The sequence below is a fragment of the Bifidobacterium sp. UTCIF-38 genome, from assembly GCF_006454495.1.
GTDB classification, from domain to species: Bacteria; Actinomycetota; Actinomycetes; order Actinomycetales; family Bifidobacteriaceae; genus Bifidobacterium; species Bifidobacterium callitrichos.
Map to the genome: position 1 here is coordinate 40,749 of NZ_JFAL01000002.1, position 17,652 is coordinate 58,400.

Genomic DNA, 17,652 nt, shown 5'->3' on the forward strand with positions numbered 1-17,652 from the left:
TGATGGGCGACGCGGTGCCGTTCCTGCGTTCATCCGCGCAGCAGCACCTCGGACAGCGCCTCGATCACGCCTTGCGGCATGTGCGAGGAAAACCATTGGGGCTCCCCGTAATCGCCCGGGGGCATTTCGAGCGTGTGGAGGGATGCGAGCGCCTTCACGCCCTCGCATCTGACGAGTTCCCACGCCCGTTCCTTGGTGAAGTAGAGCATTTGTGCGTCGTCAAGCACGGCGAACGCGTCCCGTTCGATCGGCTGCGGGGCGATGGCGAGGCCGTCGATCTCGATGCGCAGCCGCTCGTGGATCGAGGTCGGCGGCAGGTCGATGACGAGACTGAGCGTGGGTTCCTCGTAGCTCACCGTGTAGTCGGTATCACTCAACGGGTCGCCGCTCCGGAGCACGGTGACGGCGTCGGCCGGCGTCGCGGCCGTCGACGGACCGTCGTTCAGACCTGTCGCAGGATCGGCGACACCGCGCAGGATGATCCGCCATGCGCGCCGTGCGGGGACGGCTGTGCACTCTCCCGCGGCCGCGTCGACGGTGAACGCGCCGTGCGTCCAGTCGAGCGCGAGATCGGTGCGGGTCCACCGGTCGGCCTCGCCGACCGCACCGTCGTCCTCCCAGAGGGTGAACGAGCCGTCCTGCCCCGGGAACACGAGGACGTCGAGTGCGCTCGGGTTGGAGACGTCGTTGACCGGCACGGTCGCCGTCGCCGTTCCGACGTCCGCACCTATGGAAGCGCACTCGTCGAGCCGCTGCATCGGGATGATGCCTCCGGCCTTGGCGAACGCCGGCATGCGCTCGATGCCGCGCCAGACCTCCATCGTGCGGCCCTGATCGGGTTCGGCCGTGTAGCGGCGGCCGTCGAAGAGGTCGTACCACTCGCCGTGCGGGAACCATACGTTCGCCTTGGCGCGTCGAACGGCCGGATCGGCGGGTTCGAGGATCGGCGAGACGATGAGTTCGGTGCCGAACTGGAATTCGGTGGGCACGTTGCCGCCCGAATGGTTCCAGTACATGGGTTCGACCAGCGGCAGTCCGTCGAATGCGGCTCGCCGGTTCATCGTGTACAGGTACGGAATGAGCCGGTGACGCAGCCGCAGCGCGTCGACCATGGCCGTGCGGACCGGCTCGTGGAAGTTCCATGGCTCCTTGCCGTTGAACGGCGAGTCGGTGGAGTGCAGGCGGTTGATCGGGCTGAATGTGCCGAGCTGGTACCAGCGGGCCTCGAGTTCCTCGTCGCGGTAGCCGAACATGTGTCCGCCGATGTCATGACTCCACCATCCGTAGCCGATGTTCGAGGCCATGGCGGTGAAGTACGGCTGGAACTTCAATGACTCCCAGCTGACGACCGTGTCTCCGGAGAAGCCGATCGGGTACCGGTGCGAACCGTATCCCGAGTAGCGGGAGAACGTGATCGGGCGTCGGCCCTCGCGCGCCGAGTCGAGGTAGTGCAGATGGTTAAGCATCCACAGCGGGTCGAGGCCCTTCTGGCGGGTGATGCCGCCCTGCTGCCAGTCGATCCACCAGAAGTCGACGCCCTGACGCTCCATCGGATGCAGGATCTCGTCGAAATAGGCGGCCATGAACGTGGGGTCGGCGGCGTCGAACTCGATGGCGCTGCCCGTCGCCGGGTCGACGCCGACCGCCGTGGCGACGCGCTCGTAGCAGTCCTCGAAGGCGCGTACGCCATCGCGCGGATGCAGGTTGAGCGTGGTCCGCATGCCCTTGGCGTGCAGCCATTCGAGGAATGCGTCAGGATAAGGGAACAGCTCGCGGTTCCAGGTGAATCCGGTCCAGCCGGACCCGTATGCCGGGTCGACGTCGGTCGTGTGCCAGTCCATGTCGATGACGGCCACGGTGAACGGCAGCCCCTCGCGTTCGAAGCGTTCGACGAGCGTGCGGTATTCGTCGGCCGTGTAACGGTGATAGCGGCTCCACCAGTTGCCGAACGCCCAACGCGGCAGCAGCGGCACCGGCCCGGTGAGCCGGTGGTAGTCGCGCAGCGCGTCGTGGATGCGCCCCGAGTGGCCGAACAGGTACAGGTCCGTGGAGGCGTGGGGTTTGGGGAACACCCATTCGCCGAACGGGTTGATGCGTCCGCGCACCGTGGATGCGGGGCGGATGACGTTGTCGTGCGAGTCGTCGAGGATCATCCACCCGTCGCCGCAGAGCAGTCCGGGGTCGAGCGGTGCGGCGCCGTCGATCTGGTCGAGCGTGCGCGTGGTACCACCGCGGTTCGCCGATTGCGCGGCGCCGTAGTGCCAGGTGTTGTGCTGCGAGGGGCAGTCCTTGACGGTGACGTTCAGCCCTTCGGCGCTGAAGGGGCCGCCGTCGTAGCGGATGCGAAGATGAGTGGTTTCGATGTCGAGCCATCCGTCGGCGTCGCGGCGGACGGTGAAGTCCGGGATGCCGCCGAAGTCGCGGTTGACGACGATCTGCGTGCGGTCGTCGACGAAGTCGCCGTCGTCCGACCATTCGAGGCGGATCAGGGAGTCGGTAAGGATGCCGATGCGCCAATGGTCGCCCCGGACGACGGCCTTGGGGTTCATCAGGGGGTTGCCGTGGGCCGATTCGGCGGTGAATCGCGTCGTGTCGATCATGCGCTGCTCCTTTTCACGGATAAACCGGTGGCCCGTCTCCTGAGATCAAGGAGAAGGGGACGGACCACCGGATGCGAGCCGGGCGTCGGATCCGATCGGATCAGTCGCCGCCCTTGCCGGCGAACGCCGGGTCGGAGACGGCGCTGTAGGCGTCGCCCGCCACGGCTTCGACGCGCGTGACGTGCGTGATGCCGCGCGCCGCGAGCGCTTGGGCGTCATCGGCCGTCGCGGAGGTGATGATGCAGGGGCGCTCGCCCTGCTCCTCCATGGACATCCACGCGTCGAACACGGAGCCGCCCGGCGCGAACGCAGCGCGCACCAGCGGGTCGCCGGCGGCGTCCACGGGCACGGCGATGGCGTTCGTGCGCGGCGAGGCCGCCATCCTGCCACGGCTGTCGGCGATCGCATCGCGGAATGCGACGCCGACGTCGGTCAGGGACCCGTCCACGTCGAACAGGCCGAGTTCGTGCTCGAAGAACGGGAAGTCCTGGAAGGTCTTCGGGATGCGGTGCGAGCACCACCAGGTGATGCCGAACACGTCGGGGCATTCCTCGATGGCCGTGATCGACTCGCGTGCGAACACGGGTGCGTCCTCGGGTGCCACCACGTTGCCGGGGGCGCCGATCTCCTGCACCCATACGGGCCTGTGCGCATCCGTCGCGAACGCCTTCGACAGCTCGGTCAGGTAGGCGGCGTGGTGGGTGCTGGCGAACGACATCGGGCCGTAGTGCTGTGCGGTGCCGTTGAACACCCACGAGTGCACGGTGGTCATGTCGCCCTTGCACGAGGCGTATGAGGGGCGGAAGGCGTGGCCGTCGGCGTACCAGACGGCGTCGTTCTCGCTGTGCAGGATCACGCGTCCGTCGCGGTGTGCGCGCTCCCCCACCGAGCCGATGAGACGGTCGAGCCAGACTCCGGTCTCGTCGGCGGTGGCGTGCATGCGGCGCGGGTGCGTCGCATCGGTGAACTGGTTGCACTCGTTGCCCAGGGTCAGTCCGGCGAACGCCTTGACGTCGGACAGCCTCTCGTAGATGGCCTCGACCAGTCGGCACTGCGCCTCGATCGCCTTGTCGTCGGCGAACATGCTGGTCTCGTGCCAGGAGACCAGCCAGGAGGGCACGAAGTCGAAGCTCGACAGGTGCCCCTGCACCACGTCCACGTAGACGTCCAGTCCGGCGTCGCCGCCGATCTCGACCATGCGATGCAGGTCGTCGAGCGCCTTGGGGTTGATCCATGTGCGGTTCGGCTGCAGCAGGGTCCACAGCGGGAAGATGCGCACGTGGTCGGCGCCGATGCCGGCGATCTGCCGCATGTCGCGTTCGACGGCGTCCCACTTGGGGTCGAGCCAGGCGTAGAACCATTCGCCCGAGGGGGTGTAGTTGACTCCGAATCTCATATGACTACTCCTTGACCGATCCGGACTCCAGGCCGTTGAAGATGTAGCGCTGGAAGACCAGGAAGAAGATCATGATCGGGATGAGGGCGACGATGGTGCCTGCGGCGACGATGCGCGGGTCGGACACGAAGGTGCCCTGCAGACGGCTCATGCCGAGCGTGAGCGTGTAGTGCGAGTCGTCGGTGAGCACGATCAGCGGCCACAGGAAGTCGTTCCACGATCCCATGAAGGAGAAGATGCCGACCAGGGCCATGGTGCCCTTGACCTGCGGCACGCAGATGCGCCAGAACCGCTGCCAGATGTTGGCGCCGTCCACCTCGGCCGCCTCGATCATCTCCTTGGGGATGGCGTTGAACGCGTTCATGAACAGCAGGATGTTCATCGAGCTCACGAGGCCCGGCAGGGCGACGCCGATCAGGTTGTTCTGCAGGTCGAGCCCGCGGATGATGAGGAACTGCGAGATGAGGATCGTCTCACCGGGCACCAGCATCGACAGGAACAGCAGGCCGACGACCAGTCCCTTGCCCTTGAATCGCAGCAGGGCGAGCGAGTAGCCGGCGAAGCAGCCGGAGATGATGTTGCCACCGATGTTGAGCGCCGCCACGATCAGCGTGTTGCCCACGTAGAACAGGATCGGCAGTCGCTTGAAGACCTGCACGAAGTTGTCCATCGTCGGGTCGACGGGGATCAGGTACGGTGCCGCGTACATGTCGTCCTTCGGGCCCTTGAAGGCCAGCGAGATCTGCCACAGCAGCGGGGCCGCCAGGAAGAGCAGAAGGGCGATGAGCACGACCACGCGGATGATCTTGCCCGGGGTCAGGTGGTTGTACTTGTTCTCCATTACCGTTGCGCGTGCCATCAGTCCTCACTCCTGCGCTGGATGAACCATTCGATGCCGATGATGCAGCCGAGCACCACGAACATGACCATGCCGAGGGCGCCGGAGTAGCCGGTGCGGGCGTTGATGCCGGTGCCTTCCTGCTTGATGAGCATGGTCATCGTCAGGTCGGCGCCGCCCACGCCGCCGGAGCCGCCGGAGAGCATGTAGATCTCGCCGAAGACTCGGAAGGCGGACATGGAGCTCAGGAGCATGACGAGGATCATCGTCACGCGGCAGCCGGGCAGCGTCACGTGGAAGAACTGGCGGATGCCGCCGCAGCCGTCGATCGAGGCCGCCTCGTACAGCGTGCCGTCGATGTTGGCGATGTTGGCCAAGTAGATGAGCATGTAGTAGCCGAGGCCGCTCCAGATGGTCACGGCCATGGCGCTGAAGAGCAGCAGCCAGCGGTCGGTGAGGAACGGGATCGGTGTGCTGATCCACTTGAGCGCCTTGAACGTGCCGTTGAGCAGGCCGTCCTTGTCGAGGATGTTGGTCCACAGCAGGCCGACGACGACGCTGGACATGATGACCGGGGTGTAGAAGGCGGTGCGGAAGAAGTTCATGATGCGCGTCTTCTCGGCCACGAGGGCTGCGAGCATGAGCGGCAGGATCACCATGAACGGGACGATGCACACCACGTACAGGGACGAGTTGAAGAACGCCGTCTGGAAGCGGCGGTCCGAGAACATGTCGATGTAGTTCTCGATGCCGACGAACTTGCCGGGCCTCAGGAGCGTGGAGTCGGTGAAGGACAGTCGGATCGTGTTGAAGAACGGCACCAGGGAGAAGGTGCAGATCCACAGGATCGGGGGAAGGACGAACAGCCAGGGGACGATGCGGCCGCTGGAGCGGGGGTCACGCCCCCGGGCGGCCGTCGCGCCCTTCCTGCGTTTGGTTGATGTGGCCATGATGGTTGAACCGCCTATCTGTTGTGGATCGTCCGATTAGAGACGCTCGTTGCAGTACTTGACGGTGGCGTCGAGCGCCTCCTTGGCCGTGATCTTGCCCTGCAGCGCCTGGGCGATCTCCTCGCGCAGCATCGTGGTGCAGGCGGAGGTGAACTGCGGCGGGCCCCAGATCTCGCCCTTGCGGATCTGGTCGGCGGACATGCGCATGGCCTCGGCGTCCATCGTGTCCTCGGACGGGTTGAAGAAGTCGTCGTCGATGGTGCCCACGGAGGACGGGAACACGTTCGCCTTCTTGTCGAAGGCCAGCTGGTTCTTCGAGTTGGTCACGAAGCGGGCGAACTTGATCGCGAGCTCCTGGTTCTTGCTGGTGGCGTTCACGGTGAGCATCTCCATGAACATGTTCGGCTTGGTGTTGGCGATGAAGTTCGTGATGGCGAGGTTCTCGAACACCTTCGGAGCGTTCTTGCGGATGTCGTCAACGCTGTAGGCGTTGCCGTTCATGAAGGCCTGGGAGCCGCCGTTGAAGCTCTTGGACTCGCCGGAGGTGGAGCTGTTGAGCATGTCGTCGGTGAAGGCGCCCGCGTTGTACATGTCGATGTAGTGCTGGACGAACTCGACGCCCTTCTCATTGTTGAACGTGAACTCGGTGCGGTCCTCGTTCATCAGCTGGACGCCGTACATGCCGAAGTCCTGGATGGACGGGATGCCTGAGGTCAGCGCGTACTTGCCGCCGCAGTTCTTGCCGAAGGTGTCGGCCATGTCGAAGATGTCGTCCTGCTTGGTGGGCGGGTCGGCCGGGTCGACCTCGACGCCGCATTCGGAGAGCACCGCCTTGTTGTAGAAGGTCGGGCCGGAGTTCAGGTACCACGGGAAGCCGTAGGTGCCCTCGGGCAGGTCGTTGCCCTTGAACGTGGCGGCGTCCCATGCGGCCGGAAGATAGTCCTTTTCGGCGTCCGGGGCGGCCTGGGAGACGTCGAGCAGGATGCCCGCCTTGGCCAGCGTGTACGCCGGCTCGGGGCCCATGTCCACGACGTCGGGCAGCTCGCCGGCCGCCGCGTCGGTGGACAGCTTGTCCTCGTAGTTGTCGGCGGGCTGGTCGACCCACTTGATGGTAACGCCCGGGTTCTCCTTCTCGAACTGGGCGATGAGATCCTCGAAGTAGGAGGTGAACTTGTCGTTCTTCAGGTTCCAGGTCTGGAACTTCAGTTCGGTCGAGCCGCTGGAGGTGCTCGACCCGCAGGCGCCGAGTCCGGCGAGCATGGCGACGGACGCGACGAGTGCCACGGCCTTCTTGGTGAAGGTGCCCTTCATGGTTTTTCTCCTTTGTTTTTTGTGATGTTTCTTCGTCGAAACGTGTGGTGATGGGGCGCGGCCTACCGCAGACGGCCGCGCCCGCTGTTGTGGAGTTCCCGCCGCACGGGCCCCGTATGCGGGGCCGGGATGGACGTGGGACGGGGAGAATGGAAATCGGGGGATGTCAGACGCGCGACAGGCGCAGCGTGGTCAGCTGGAACGGCTTCAAGGCGAGTACGGCGCCTTCGGCCGCCTGCCTGCCGCCGACGAGTCCGGCGGGTTCGTCCGCGTAGGATTCGTCCTGTTCGAGCGTGTTGGTCTCGCGCACCTGCCATCCGTCGAGCGGGCCGTGCACGTGCAGCGTGGCGTGGGCTCTGGCGCCGGCGGCCTCGTAGAGGCGGACGATCACGTCTCCCGAACCGTCGTCGGCGAGCTTGATCCAGTCGATGACCGGGGTGCCCTCTCCGGCCTCGAGCGAGACCGGAGGCTCAAGGGCGGGCATGTCCTCGAGCGTCATCGCGTTGATCTCGCCCGCGGCGGCGACCAGCGGCGCGACCTCGGCGCACGGCAGCACGGTCCAGTCGAACTCGTGGCGGCCGATGTCGGTGCGCGGATCGGGCGCGGTCGGCGCGGCCACGAGGGACAGGCGGACCATGGTGCCGGCGATGGCGCCGTCGTCGTCACGCAGCGAGCTCACGTCGGAGCCGTAGGTCGAGCCGTTGGCCACGCCGATGCCGTAGGAGGAGTCGTGGATGCGCACGAAGCGGTGCGAGCAGCTTTCGAACATCGCCTCCTCGCCCTCGGTGTTCTTGACCACCGGACGCTCGATGAGACCGTACTGGCATTCGTACTGGGCGCGGGTGGCGCTCAGGGCCATCGGCACGTCGACCTTGAGCAGCTTCTCGGGGACCTTCCAGTCGACGTCCGCGTGGAAGTCGATCTGGCGCCTGCCGGGACGCAGCGTGATGACGGTGTCGATCACGTCGTCACGGTAGCGGTTGGTCGTGCGGATGAGCGCCGATCCGTCGGCGGCGGTCTCGACCGAGGCGATCACGCCGTCCTCCAGAGGCGTGGCGCACAGGAAGGCGTCGCGCTCGACATCCCACGCGTCGAAGACGCCGGGCTCGTCCTTGAGGATCTCGTAGCGGCCGAGCGCCGCGTCCTTGGCGACCATCTCGCGGCCGGCGACGAGGTCGGTCATCGAGTCGATGGTGCCGTTGGCCGCGATGTGGGCGCGGATCAGACCGTTGGAGACGGTGACCGAGCCGTCGTCGCCCCGTTCGATCGAAACGGGCTCGCCCGTGGACTCAAGGGAGACGGGCGTCCACGAGGCGACGTCGGAAAGCTGGCTGATGCGGGCCCTGGCGATGCGCGCGGCGTCCAGGTTGGCCTCGCGCAGGGCGGCGACTGCCTCCTGCGCGATCTCGTGCAGACGCTTCAGGTCGCGTTCGTAGTCCTCGCGGGCCACGCGATGCGCCCATTCGATGGCCGATCCGGGCAGGATGTCGTGGAACTGGTTGAGCAGCAGCGTCTTCCAGATGCGGTCGATCTCGGCCTGCGGGAAGACGTAGTCCGCCGATTCGAGCGAGGCGAGCGTGCCCAGGTACTCGACGGCGCGCAGCGCGGATTCGGTCTTGCGGCAACCGCGCTTCATCTCCTGCTGGGAGGTGAGGGTCTTGCGGTGCAGCTCGAAGTAGAACTCGCCCTTCCAACGTGGCATCTCGGCGCCGGCCTCGGCCCTCATCTCGGATTCGGCCTTGGCGAAGAAGTCGTCCGGAGTGCCGTATTCGACCTTCGGCATGCCCTCGAAGCTTTCGAAGCGATGCTCGCGCATCGTCATCTCGCGGATCGGGCCGCCGCCGCCATCGCCGAAGCCGAACAGCAGGATGCCGCGGTCGGAGAGGTCCTTGTCCTTGTAGTTGCGCTGCACGTACGCCATGTCGTGCGCGGACATGTCGGAGTCGTACTTGTCGGCGGGCGGGAAGTGGGTGAAGATCTGCGAGCCGTCGACGCCCTCCCACATGAAGGAGTGGTGCGGCAGACGGGTGGTGTCGTTCCAGCACAGCTTCTGGGTGAGGAACCACGAGTAGCCGGAGCGCTTGGCGATCTGCGGCCATGCGCCGGTGTAGCCGAAGCTGTCGGGCAGCCAGATGCCGTTCGGCACGACGCCGAGCTTCTCCTTGAAGTAGCGCTTGCCGTAGCTGATCTGGCGGATGAGGGACTCGCCGCACGGCATGGTGCCGTCGGATTCGACCCACATGCCACCGACCGGGATGAAGCGGCCTTCGGCGATGCGCTCCTTGACGCGCTCGAACAGATCGGGGTGACGCTCCTCGAGCCACGCGAAGTGCTGGGCGGCGCTCATCACGTACGTGAAGTTCGGGTCCATATCCATGAGGGCGAGCACGTTGGAGACGGTGCGGCCGACCTTGCGCTGGGTCTCCCTGACCGGCCACAGCCATGCGGAGTCGATGTGCGAGTGGCCCATCGCGGTCAGGGTCATCGCGGAGGCGTTGGCCGGGCTGGCCATGACCTTGTCAAGGGCCTTGCGGGCCGGGGCGAGCGTGGCGTAGTCCTTCTCGTCCCACAGGTTGATGGAGCGCTGCATGGCCTTGGCGAGCTTCCAGTAGCGCGGATCGGCGTCGTTCATGTTCTCGAGCGATCCGGTGATCACGTCGAGATCGGCCCAGTAGTCGAACATGTCCTGATCGAGGGCGGCGATGTCGATGGAGCCGAACTCGTAGCGCTCGTCGGCCTTGCCGGTGGGCCTGGTGCCGAGTTCGGTGACGGTGAACGACGGGACATTCGGGTTGTAGGCGCCTTCGACGTAGATGACGAAGGAGCCGTCGGGGTTGACGACGCGGTCGCGCGTGCCGTCAGCCTTGATCAGCGGCATCCAGTGGTTGCGCGGGTGCAGGGCCTTGATGACGGTGCCGTCGGCGCGGTAGGCCAGCGCCTCGATGTGGCCGCCGACCGGCCACTCCAGCCAGCCCAGGTTGAAGACCAGTTCGATGGCGCGGCCTTCGGGCAGATCGGCGGGCAGCTGGCCCTCGACGCGCATCCAGGTCGTGCCCCAGGAGGTGCCCCACGGCTCGCCGGAGGCGAGCGGCTGGAACTCGACCTGTCCGGACACGGCGCGGGCGATGAACGAGGCCGAGGCCTCCGGCTCGCCCGGGTTCTTCACCGCACCTACGGCGCAGGTGCCGAGCGTCTGGTGGATGTGCGGCCAGACACGCTCGCGCATCACACGCTTGCAGCGGTCGATCTCGCGATTGACTTTCAGCAGCATGATTCTCCTCTTGATGTTTGTAGTGCTCTTCGCTGAGACTAAAGCGATTTAGTTGACCGTCATGGTCAGTCGCCGGTTACTAAAGCGATTTAGTTAGAGGATAGCATCTCCCTCAGCGAAACGCAACACGGCACGGCACACATTCTTTCCTCGGCGTGTCGCATGACCATGGCCGGGGCGCTGGGGCTCAAGAAAACCCACGAGAACCCAAAGGGCTCCCTCTCCCCCGACAATCAGGGAGAAGGAGCCCTCATATCCTTTGGGAGGCTAGCTCACAGACGCGTCCATCACCTGTGGATGCGCAGCGTGGCAAGCTGGAACGGCGCGAGCGTGATGGCCGCGCCCTCCGCCGCGGCCGACTCGTCGCCCGAGGCCAGTGCGCGCGGCAGTTCGGCGGGCAGGCCGCTCTCCTCCATGAGGTTCACCTCACGCACGGTGGCACCGGCGAACGCGTCATCGAGATGCAGCGTGGCCCGCGCCCTGCCGCCCGCGGCCTCATAGAGGCGCACGATGAGATCGTCCGAACCGTCGTCGGCCAGCTTGACCCAGTCAAGCACTGGCGTACCCTCGACGTTTGCGAGCGCGGCGAGCGGCCTGACGGCGGGCAGCTCCCCCACCGTCGGGCTGTTGAGTCTGGATGCCTCGGCGAGCACTGTGGTCATGTCCGCGTCGGCCACGATGGACCAGGAGAAGGTGTGCCGCCCCTGGTCGGTGCGCGGATCCGGGTAGAGCGGCGCGGAGAGCAGCGACAGGCGCACCATCGTGCCGCGACCGAGACCGCCGGCCTCGGATCCGTGGATGGGGCTCACGTCGGAGCCGTAGGTGGAGGCGTTCACGACCGCCGCAGCATAGCCGCTGTCGGCGATGCGCACGAAGCGGTGCGTGCAGCTTTCGAACTTGGCGTCGTCCGAGCGGGTGTTCTTGTTGATCGGACGCTCGACGATGCCGTACTGGCATTCGTACTGGGCGTTGACGGCCTGCACGGCGACCGGGACGTCGACCTTGAGGAACTTCTCGGCCGCACGCCAGTCCACATCGGCCTCGAAGTCGAGGGTTCCGGCGCCCGGGCGCAGGACGATCCGCGTGACGATGTCGACGCCTTCGGCCGTGGTGACGACCTCGACGATCGCGCTGCCGTCAGCCTCGACGTGCACGTCGCGGACGGCGGAATCATCCAGCGAGGTGGCGGCGAGGAAGGCGTCGCGCTGGATGTCCCAGGCGTCCCAGTGGAACGGTTCGTCCTTGAGCAGCTCGTAGCGGCCGAGTCTGGTGCCGGCGGGCACGAGTTCGCGGCCGGTCGCCTTGTCGAGCATCGAGGAGACGGTGCCGTCAGCCTCAATGGCCACGACGAGTCTGCCGTTGTCGAGCGTGATCGTCTCTCCGTTTTCGTCGCGTGCGACGCGTACGGCGCCGTCGCGGTTCTCGGGGCTGACGGCGGCGACATCGCGCGCACAGCGGACCGTCCACGCCTCGCAGGCCTTGCGAGAGTACGGGGTGATGACCGCGTCGGACACGGTGGCGTCGTCCGGCTCGACGGCCCTGATGGCGGCGGCGGCTTCGGCGACGATGTCGCGCAGCAGCGCGATGTCGCGCGCGTACTCCTCGCGGGCCCGACGATGCACCCACGCGATCGCCGAGCCGGGCAGGATGTCGTGGAACTGGTTAAGCAGCAGCGTCTTCCAGATGCGGTCCATTTGCTCGCGCGGGTAGACGTAGTCGGGGTTTTTGACCCGTGCCGCGGCGCACAGGTATTCGGCCACGCGCAGCATGGCCTCCTCCTTGCGGCAGCCTCGCTTCATGTCCTGCTGGGCGGTCAGCGTGCCGCGGTGCAGCTCCAGATACAGCTCGCCCCTGAAGACCGGGGTCTCGCCGCGCGCATCGTCGACGATGTCCCGACGCACGCGGTCGAACAGCTCGTCGGGCGTGCCGAAGTCGATCTTCGGGGCGCCGGCGAGGTCACGATCGCGGCGGATGCGCGCGGTCATCTCGCGGGTGGGGCCGCCGCCGCCATCGCCGAAGCCGTACAGCAGGATCGCGTTGCGCGACAGGTCCTTGTCGAGGAAGTTCCGCTGCGAGTATGCGAGCTCGTGCATGCTCATGGACGAGCAGTACGTGTCGGACGGCGGGAAGTGCGTGAGGATGCGCGTGCCGTCGACGCCCTCCCACATGAACGAGTGGTGCGGGAACTTCGTGGTGTCGTTCCACGAGATCTTCTGCGTGAGGAACCAGTCGAATCCGGCGCGGCGGGCGATCTGCGGCCATGAACCGGTGTAGCCGAAGCTGTCCGGCAGCCATACGCCGCGGGGTTCGACGCCGAGATGCTCCTTGAAGTAGCGGCGGCCGAACGTGATCTGGCGGATCAGGGATTCGCCGGCGGGGATCATGTTGTCGGATTCGACCCACATGCCGCCCACGGGGATGAACCGCCCCTCCTCGATGCGACGCTTCATGCGCGCGAACAGATCGGGGTGCTCGGCCTCGAGCCACTCGTACTGCTGGGCGGAGCTCATCGCGTACGTGAAGTCCGGATCCTCGTCCATCAGCGCGAGCACGTTGGAGACGGTGCGCGCCACCTTGCGGCGGGTCTCGCGCACGGGCCACAGCCATGCGGAGTCGATGTGCGCGTGGCCGATGGCGATGTGATTGATGGCGCTGGAGGCCGCGGGTTCGGCGAGCACGCCGGCCAGTTCGCCGCGCGCCGTGGCGAGCGTCGCGTCGATGTCACGCTCATCGTAGGCGTTGAGAGAGCGCTGCAGCGCCTTGGCGAGCTGCCAGTAGCGCGGATCGTCCTCATTGAGTTCGCGCATCAGCGACGAGACGGTCTCCAGATCCATCGAATAGGCGAACACGTCCTCGTTGAACACGGTGACGTCCATGCGCGTAAGGGTGTAGGGGAAGTCGCGCCTGCCGGTCGTCCCCTCCCCCAGCTCGGTGGGCGAGAACGGCGTCGGGCCCTCGACGAACGGGTTGGCGGCGGCTTCGATGTACACGGTGAAGTTCCCCTCGTCGTCGAGGTCGACGTTGGGGGTGCCGTCGGCGGCGACGAGCGGGATCCAGTGGTTGCGCGGGTTCGCCGACTTGACGGCGGTGCCGTCGGCGCGGTAGACGAGGCCCTCGGACTGGAATCCGGGGCCGCGGTGGCCGAGCCAGCCCAGATCCACCTCGAGTTCGACCTTGCGCCCCCGCGTCGCATCGCGGTCGATGCGCCCCGTCACCTCGAACCAGGTGGTACCCCAGGTCTCGCCCCACTGACCGGGTACGGCGAACGGCGTGAACCCGATCTCGCCGGCGCGCACCTTGGCGAGGAACTCGTCGGAGGGCACGGGCTCACCGGGGTTGTCGAACGAGCGGATGGCGCATGACGACAGCGTCGTGTGAATATGCGGCTCGACGCGCTGCCATAGCACGCGGTCGCAGCGGTCCAGCTGCTGCTTGGGCAAGAGGAACATGATGTGTTTCGACTCCTTTGTGGTGTGGTTGGTGTGGTTGGTGATGTTGATGGGGGGTGTTGATGATGTCGGATGTCGGTCGCGACTCAGACGCGGCTCAGACGCAGGGTGGCCAGCTGGAACGGATCGAAAGCGAGCCGCGCCCCCTCGGCCGCCTGACGACCCTCGCCTTGCAGCGCTCGCGGCAGGTCGTCGGCGAGCGCGTCGCCCTCCAGCACGTCCGTCTCGCGCACCGTGGCGCCCGCGAGCGCCTCGGCGACGTGCAGTCGCACGGATGCGCGGCCGCCGGTCGCCTCGTAGACGCGTGCGATGATGTCGCCGGAACCGTCGTCGGCGGGTTTGATCCAGTCCATCACCACGGTACCGGATTCGGATTCCAAGGTGATGCAGGGGTCGATGTCGGGCACGTCGGCGAGTATGGGCGCGTTGAGCGCGCAGGCTGCCTCGTTGACGCGTTCGACGGTCGCGTCGGCGAGCACGGACCAGTCGAACGAGTGGCGTCCGATGTCGGTGCGCGGGTCGGGGAACGTCGGCGCGGAGAGCAGTGACAGGCGGAACATCGTGCCCGCGCCATGCCCGCGGACGGCGTCGCCGGCGATCGGCGCGGCGTCCGACCCGTAGAGGGAGCCGTTGATGACGGCGGCCGCGTATCCGGGTTCGGCGAGGATCGCGAATCTGCCGGTGGAGCTTTCGAACTTCGCCTCGTCGGATGCGCTGTTCTTGACGATCGGGCGTTCGACCAGACCGTACTGGCAGTCGTAGGTGGCGCGGTCGGCGATGATGCCGAGCGGCAGATCGACCTTGAGGAAGCGTTCATGCTCATGCCAGTCGACGTCGGCGTGGAAGTCGAGCGTGGTGGACTCGGGCGCGAGCGTGATCGTCGTGTCGATCGTCGTGTCGCCGTGTTCGATGCGCGTGCGGACGACGGCTCTGCCGTTCTCGACGCCGGCGGCGACGATCCGGCCGACAAGGCCGCGGCCCATGAGCAGGGATTCGCGTTCGATCTCCCACGCATCCCATACGGCCGGCTCGTCCTTCATCAGCTCGTAGCGGCCGAGGCGGGAGCCTTCGGGGACGAGTTCGCGTCCGGCGGCGACGTCGATGAGCGATGAGACGGCGCCATCGTGGTCGATGGTCGCGTCGATGAGTCCGTTGCCGATGCGCACGGCGCCGTCGTCGGTCCGTTCGATCGTGACCGGCGTCGTCGTCCCGTCGTACGTGGCGACGGTCGGACGGGCGCGCCATGACGCGCCGTCGGCACGGTACTGGGCGATGCGAGCCTCGGGCAGCAGGTCGGCGTCCGGGTTCGCCCGGCGCAATACCGCGCACATGTCCGCGGCGATCTTTCCAAGGCGCGCGAGGTCGCGCGCATAGTCCTCGCGTGCCTCGCGGTGCACCCAGGAGATCGACGAGCCGGGCAGGATGTCGTGGAACTGGTTGAGCAGCAGCGTCTTCCAGATGCGGTCCATCTCCTCGCTCGGGTAGACGTAGTCCGGGTCGGCGAGTGCCGCTGCGGCACCGAGGTATTCGACCGTGCGCAGAAGCGATTCCTCCCTGCGGCATCCTCGCTTCATGTCCTGCTGGGAGGTGAGGGTGCCGCGGTGCAGCTCCAGGTACAGCTCGCCCTTGTACGTCGGCATCTCGTCGCCGGCGTTCTCCTCGATCTGCGTGCGCGCCTTGTCGAAGAAGTCGTCCGGCCCCTCGATCGTGACGCGGGAGACGCCTTCGAGGTTCTCGAAGCGGTGCAGGTGGTCCATCATGTCGCGCGTGGGACCGCCGCCGCCATCGCCGAAGCCGAAGAGCAGCAGGGAGCGGTCGGCGAGGTCCTTGTCCTGGAAGTTCTTCTCGGCGTAGTCGAGCTCCTGTGCCTTGCACCATGCGGCGTACGTGTCCGACGGCGGGAAGTGGGTGAAGATGCGCGAGCCGTCGATGCCCTCCCACAGGAACGAGTGGTGTGGGAACTTCGTGGTGTCGTTCCACGAGATCTTCTGCGTGAGGAACCACTCGTAGCCGGCCCTGCGGGCGATCTGCGGCCATGCGCCGGTGTAGCCGAAGCTGTCAGGCAGCCAGATGCCCTTCGGTTCGACGCCGAGATGCTCCCTGAAGTAGCGGCGACCGAACGTGATCTGGCGGATCAGGGACTCGCCGGCGGGCAGCATGCCGTCCGCCTCGACCCACATGCCGCCCACGGGGATGAACCGCCCCTCCTCGATGCGCCGCTTCATGCGCGCGAACAGATCGGGATGGTCCTCCTCGAGCCATGCATACTGCTGGGCGGAGCTCATCGCGTATCTGAAGTCGGGGTCGGCGTCCATCAGCGCCAGGGCGTTGGAGACGGTGCGGGCCACCTTGCGGCGGGTCTCACGCACCGGCCACAGCCACGCGGAGTCGATGTGCGCGTGGCCGACGGCGCTGACGTTCATCGCCGAGGCGTTCGCGGGTCTGGCGAGAACGTCGGCAAGGGCTTCGCGTGCGGCGGATACGGAGTCATGGTCGCGCTCGTCGAAGAGGTTGAGGGAGCGCTGCAGGGCCTTGGCGAGCTGCCAGTAGCGGGGCGAGCGCTTGTCCGCAAGCTCCATCAGGGAGCTGACGACGTCGAGGTCGACACGGTAGGCGTCACAGTCACGGTCGAATTCGGTCAGGTCGGCGGATTTGAAGACGTACGGTTCGTCCGGCCTGCCGGTGGCGCGCTCCCCCAGTTCGGTTTCGATGAACGGCGGCACGCCGAGCAGCAGCGGGTTGCTGGCGGCCTCGAGATAAAGCGTGAATCGCCCGTCGGCGTCGATCGGCACCTGCGTCTCGCCGTCGGCGGACATGAACGGCACCCAGTGGTTGAGCGGGTGCACGGCCTTGATGGCGGTGCCGTCAGGACGGTAGACCAGTCCTTCGATGTGGCCGCCGCAGGAGTGGGGATACCAACCCAGATCGATGACGACCTCCAGCGCACGTCCGTCCTTCGGATATCCCGCGGGAACCTGACCGGTCAGGCGGAACCAGACCGTGCCCCATGTGGTGCCCCATTCGCGTCCGAGCGTGAACGGCGTGAACTCGATGTCCCCCGCGGCGACTCTGGCGAAGAACTCGGCCGAAGGCATCGGCTCGCCGGGGATGTCGAAGGATTCGACGTCCAGATGCGCCACGACCGGGTGGACATGCGGGTCGACGCGCTGTCGGAGGATGCGTTTGCAGCGTTCCAGCTGCGCTTCGGGTTTGAGGAACATCGGTGCTCTGCCACTTCCTTGTCGTGTCTTGTCGTGTTGTCGGCCGTCGTCCGTCGATGTCGCCGTCGGCATCGCGGTCACGTCATCGTGTGTCCTTGACGCCCGCGCTCACGGACCATGCCCTGTCTGTTCGCGCCGTTCGATCCCGACTATCCCGTCGATCCCGACGAACACGGGAACTAAAGCGCTTTAGTATGTATTCTCGTCAACAACGACCACCCTGTCAAGTCCGACGGCGTTGCTCGCCGCCGAAATCCGACGCATACACGCGCCATCCGGGGCAACCGGCCCGTAACGTTCTAATCCACCCTCCGGGAGCACCGCCACAGCCCCATCGCCGGTATTGCCTCCCAAGGTATCCCCATATCGAGATAGCGGTCCGAGACGTTCCTGCCACAACTCGTACGACGTGCCGATTCCACGTTGTTGTGGCCCTCTGCTTGTCCACAACTCGACCGAAACCTCATTTTTGCGATCTTATGGCAATGATCTCTGCCACATCGCACGCAACTGCGTTCTTTCAAACACTTGTGGCAACAGGTCCCGCCACAACACTGCGGAATCGACGCAACGCAAGAGTTGTGGCAATCCCTGAAATGGCCGAATCCTTGGAAAT

8 protein-coding genes are annotated in these 17,652 nt (G+C 66.3%); all 8 read right to left on the bottom strand.

Annotation, left to right across the window (positions count from 1 at the left end; genetic code table 11):
• Positions 1-29 precede the first annotated feature (29 nt).
• The 8 genes from BW11_RS00700 to BW11_RS00735 all read right to left on the bottom strand — a co-directional run bounded on the left by BW11_RS00700 (position 30) and on the right by BW11_RS00735 (position 17,036).
• On the bottom strand, positions 30-2,600 hold the full coding sequence (locus BW11_RS00700; RefSeq protein ID WP_140444307.1) for a glycoside hydrolase family 31 protein: 2,571 nt from the start codon (positions 2,598-2,600) through the stop codon (positions 30-32).
• Positions 2,601-2,700: 100 nt separating this feature from the next.
• On the bottom strand, positions 2,701-3,996 hold the full coding sequence (locus BW11_RS00705) for a glycosyl hydrolase (protein WP_140444308.1): 1,296 nt from the start codon (positions 3,994-3,996) through the stop codon (positions 2,701-2,703).
• A gap of 4 nt (positions 3,997-4,000) precedes the next feature.
• On the bottom strand, positions 4,001-4,837 hold the full coding sequence (locus BW11_RS00710) for a carbohydrate ABC transporter permease (protein WP_043167039.1): 837 nt from the start codon (positions 4,835-4,837) through the stop codon (positions 4,001-4,003).
• A gap of 17 nt (positions 4,838-4,854) precedes the next feature.
• On the bottom strand, positions 4,855-5,784 hold the full coding sequence (locus BW11_RS00715) for a carbohydrate ABC transporter permease (protein ID WP_140444309.1): 930 nt from the start codon (positions 5,782-5,784) through the stop codon (positions 4,855-4,857).
• A 36-nt stretch (positions 5,785-5,820) separates the two neighbouring features.
• Entirely contained in the window at positions 5,821-7,095 is a 1,275-nt protein-coding gene (locus tag BW11_RS00720) for a sugar ABC transporter substrate-binding protein (protein ID WP_043167041.1), read from the bottom strand.
• Between the two features lie 166 nt (positions 7,096-7,261).
• Positions 7,262-10,366 carry an alpha-mannosidase gene (locus tag BW11_RS00725; protein WP_140444310.1) on the bottom strand — a complete coding sequence of 1,035 codons (3,105 nt, stop codon included), beginning with the start codon at positions 10,364-10,366 and terminating at the stop codon, positions 7,262-7,264.
• A 287-nt stretch (positions 10,367-10,653) separates the two neighbouring features.
• Positions 10,654-13,815, bottom strand: a complete 3,162-nt coding sequence (locus BW11_RS00730; RefSeq protein ID WP_140444311.1) for an alpha-mannosidase — start codon at positions 13,813-13,815, stop codon at positions 10,654-10,656.
• Between the two features lie 86 nt (positions 13,816-13,901).
• Positions 13,902-17,036 carry an alpha-mannosidase gene (locus tag BW11_RS00735; RefSeq protein WP_043167044.1) on the bottom strand — a complete coding sequence of 1,045 codons (3,135 nt, stop codon included), beginning with the start codon at positions 17,034-17,036 and terminating at the stop codon, positions 13,902-13,904.
• Between the last annotated feature and the right edge of the window lie 616 nt (positions 17,037-17,652).

Excerpts from the sequence above, each read along its gene's own strand:
- BW11_RS00700 (WP_140444307.1), bottom strand. The coding sequence starts at position 2,600 with ATGATCGACACGACGCGATTCACCGCCGAATCGGCCCACGGCAACCCC.
- BW11_RS00705 (WP_140444308.1), bottom strand. The coding sequence starts at position 3,996 with ATGAGATTCGGAGTCAACTACACCCCCTCGGGCGAATGGTTCTACGCC.
- BW11_RS00710 (WP_043167039.1), bottom strand. The coding sequence starts at position 4,837 with ATGGAGAACAAGTACAACCACCTGACCCCGGGCAAGATCATCCGCGTG.
- BW11_RS00715 (WP_140444309.1), bottom strand. The coding sequence starts at position 5,784 with ATGGCCACATCAACCAAACGCAGGAAGGGCGCGACGGCCGCCCGGGGG.
- BW11_RS00720 (WP_043167041.1), bottom strand. The coding sequence starts at position 7,095 with ATGAAGGGCACCTTCACCAAGAAGGCCGTGGCACTCGTCGCGTCCGTC.
- BW11_RS00725 (WP_140444310.1), bottom strand. The coding sequence starts at position 10,366 with ATGCTGCTGAAAGTCAATCGCGAGATCGACCGCTGCAAGCGTGTGATG.
- BW11_RS00730 (WP_140444311.1), bottom strand. The coding sequence starts at position 13,815 with ATGTTCCTCTTGCCCAAGCAGCAGCTGGACCGCTGCGACCGCGTGCTA.
- BW11_RS00735 (WP_043167044.1), bottom strand. The coding sequence starts at position 17,036 with ATGTTCCTCAAACCCGAAGCGCAGCTGGAACGCTGCAAACGCATCCTC.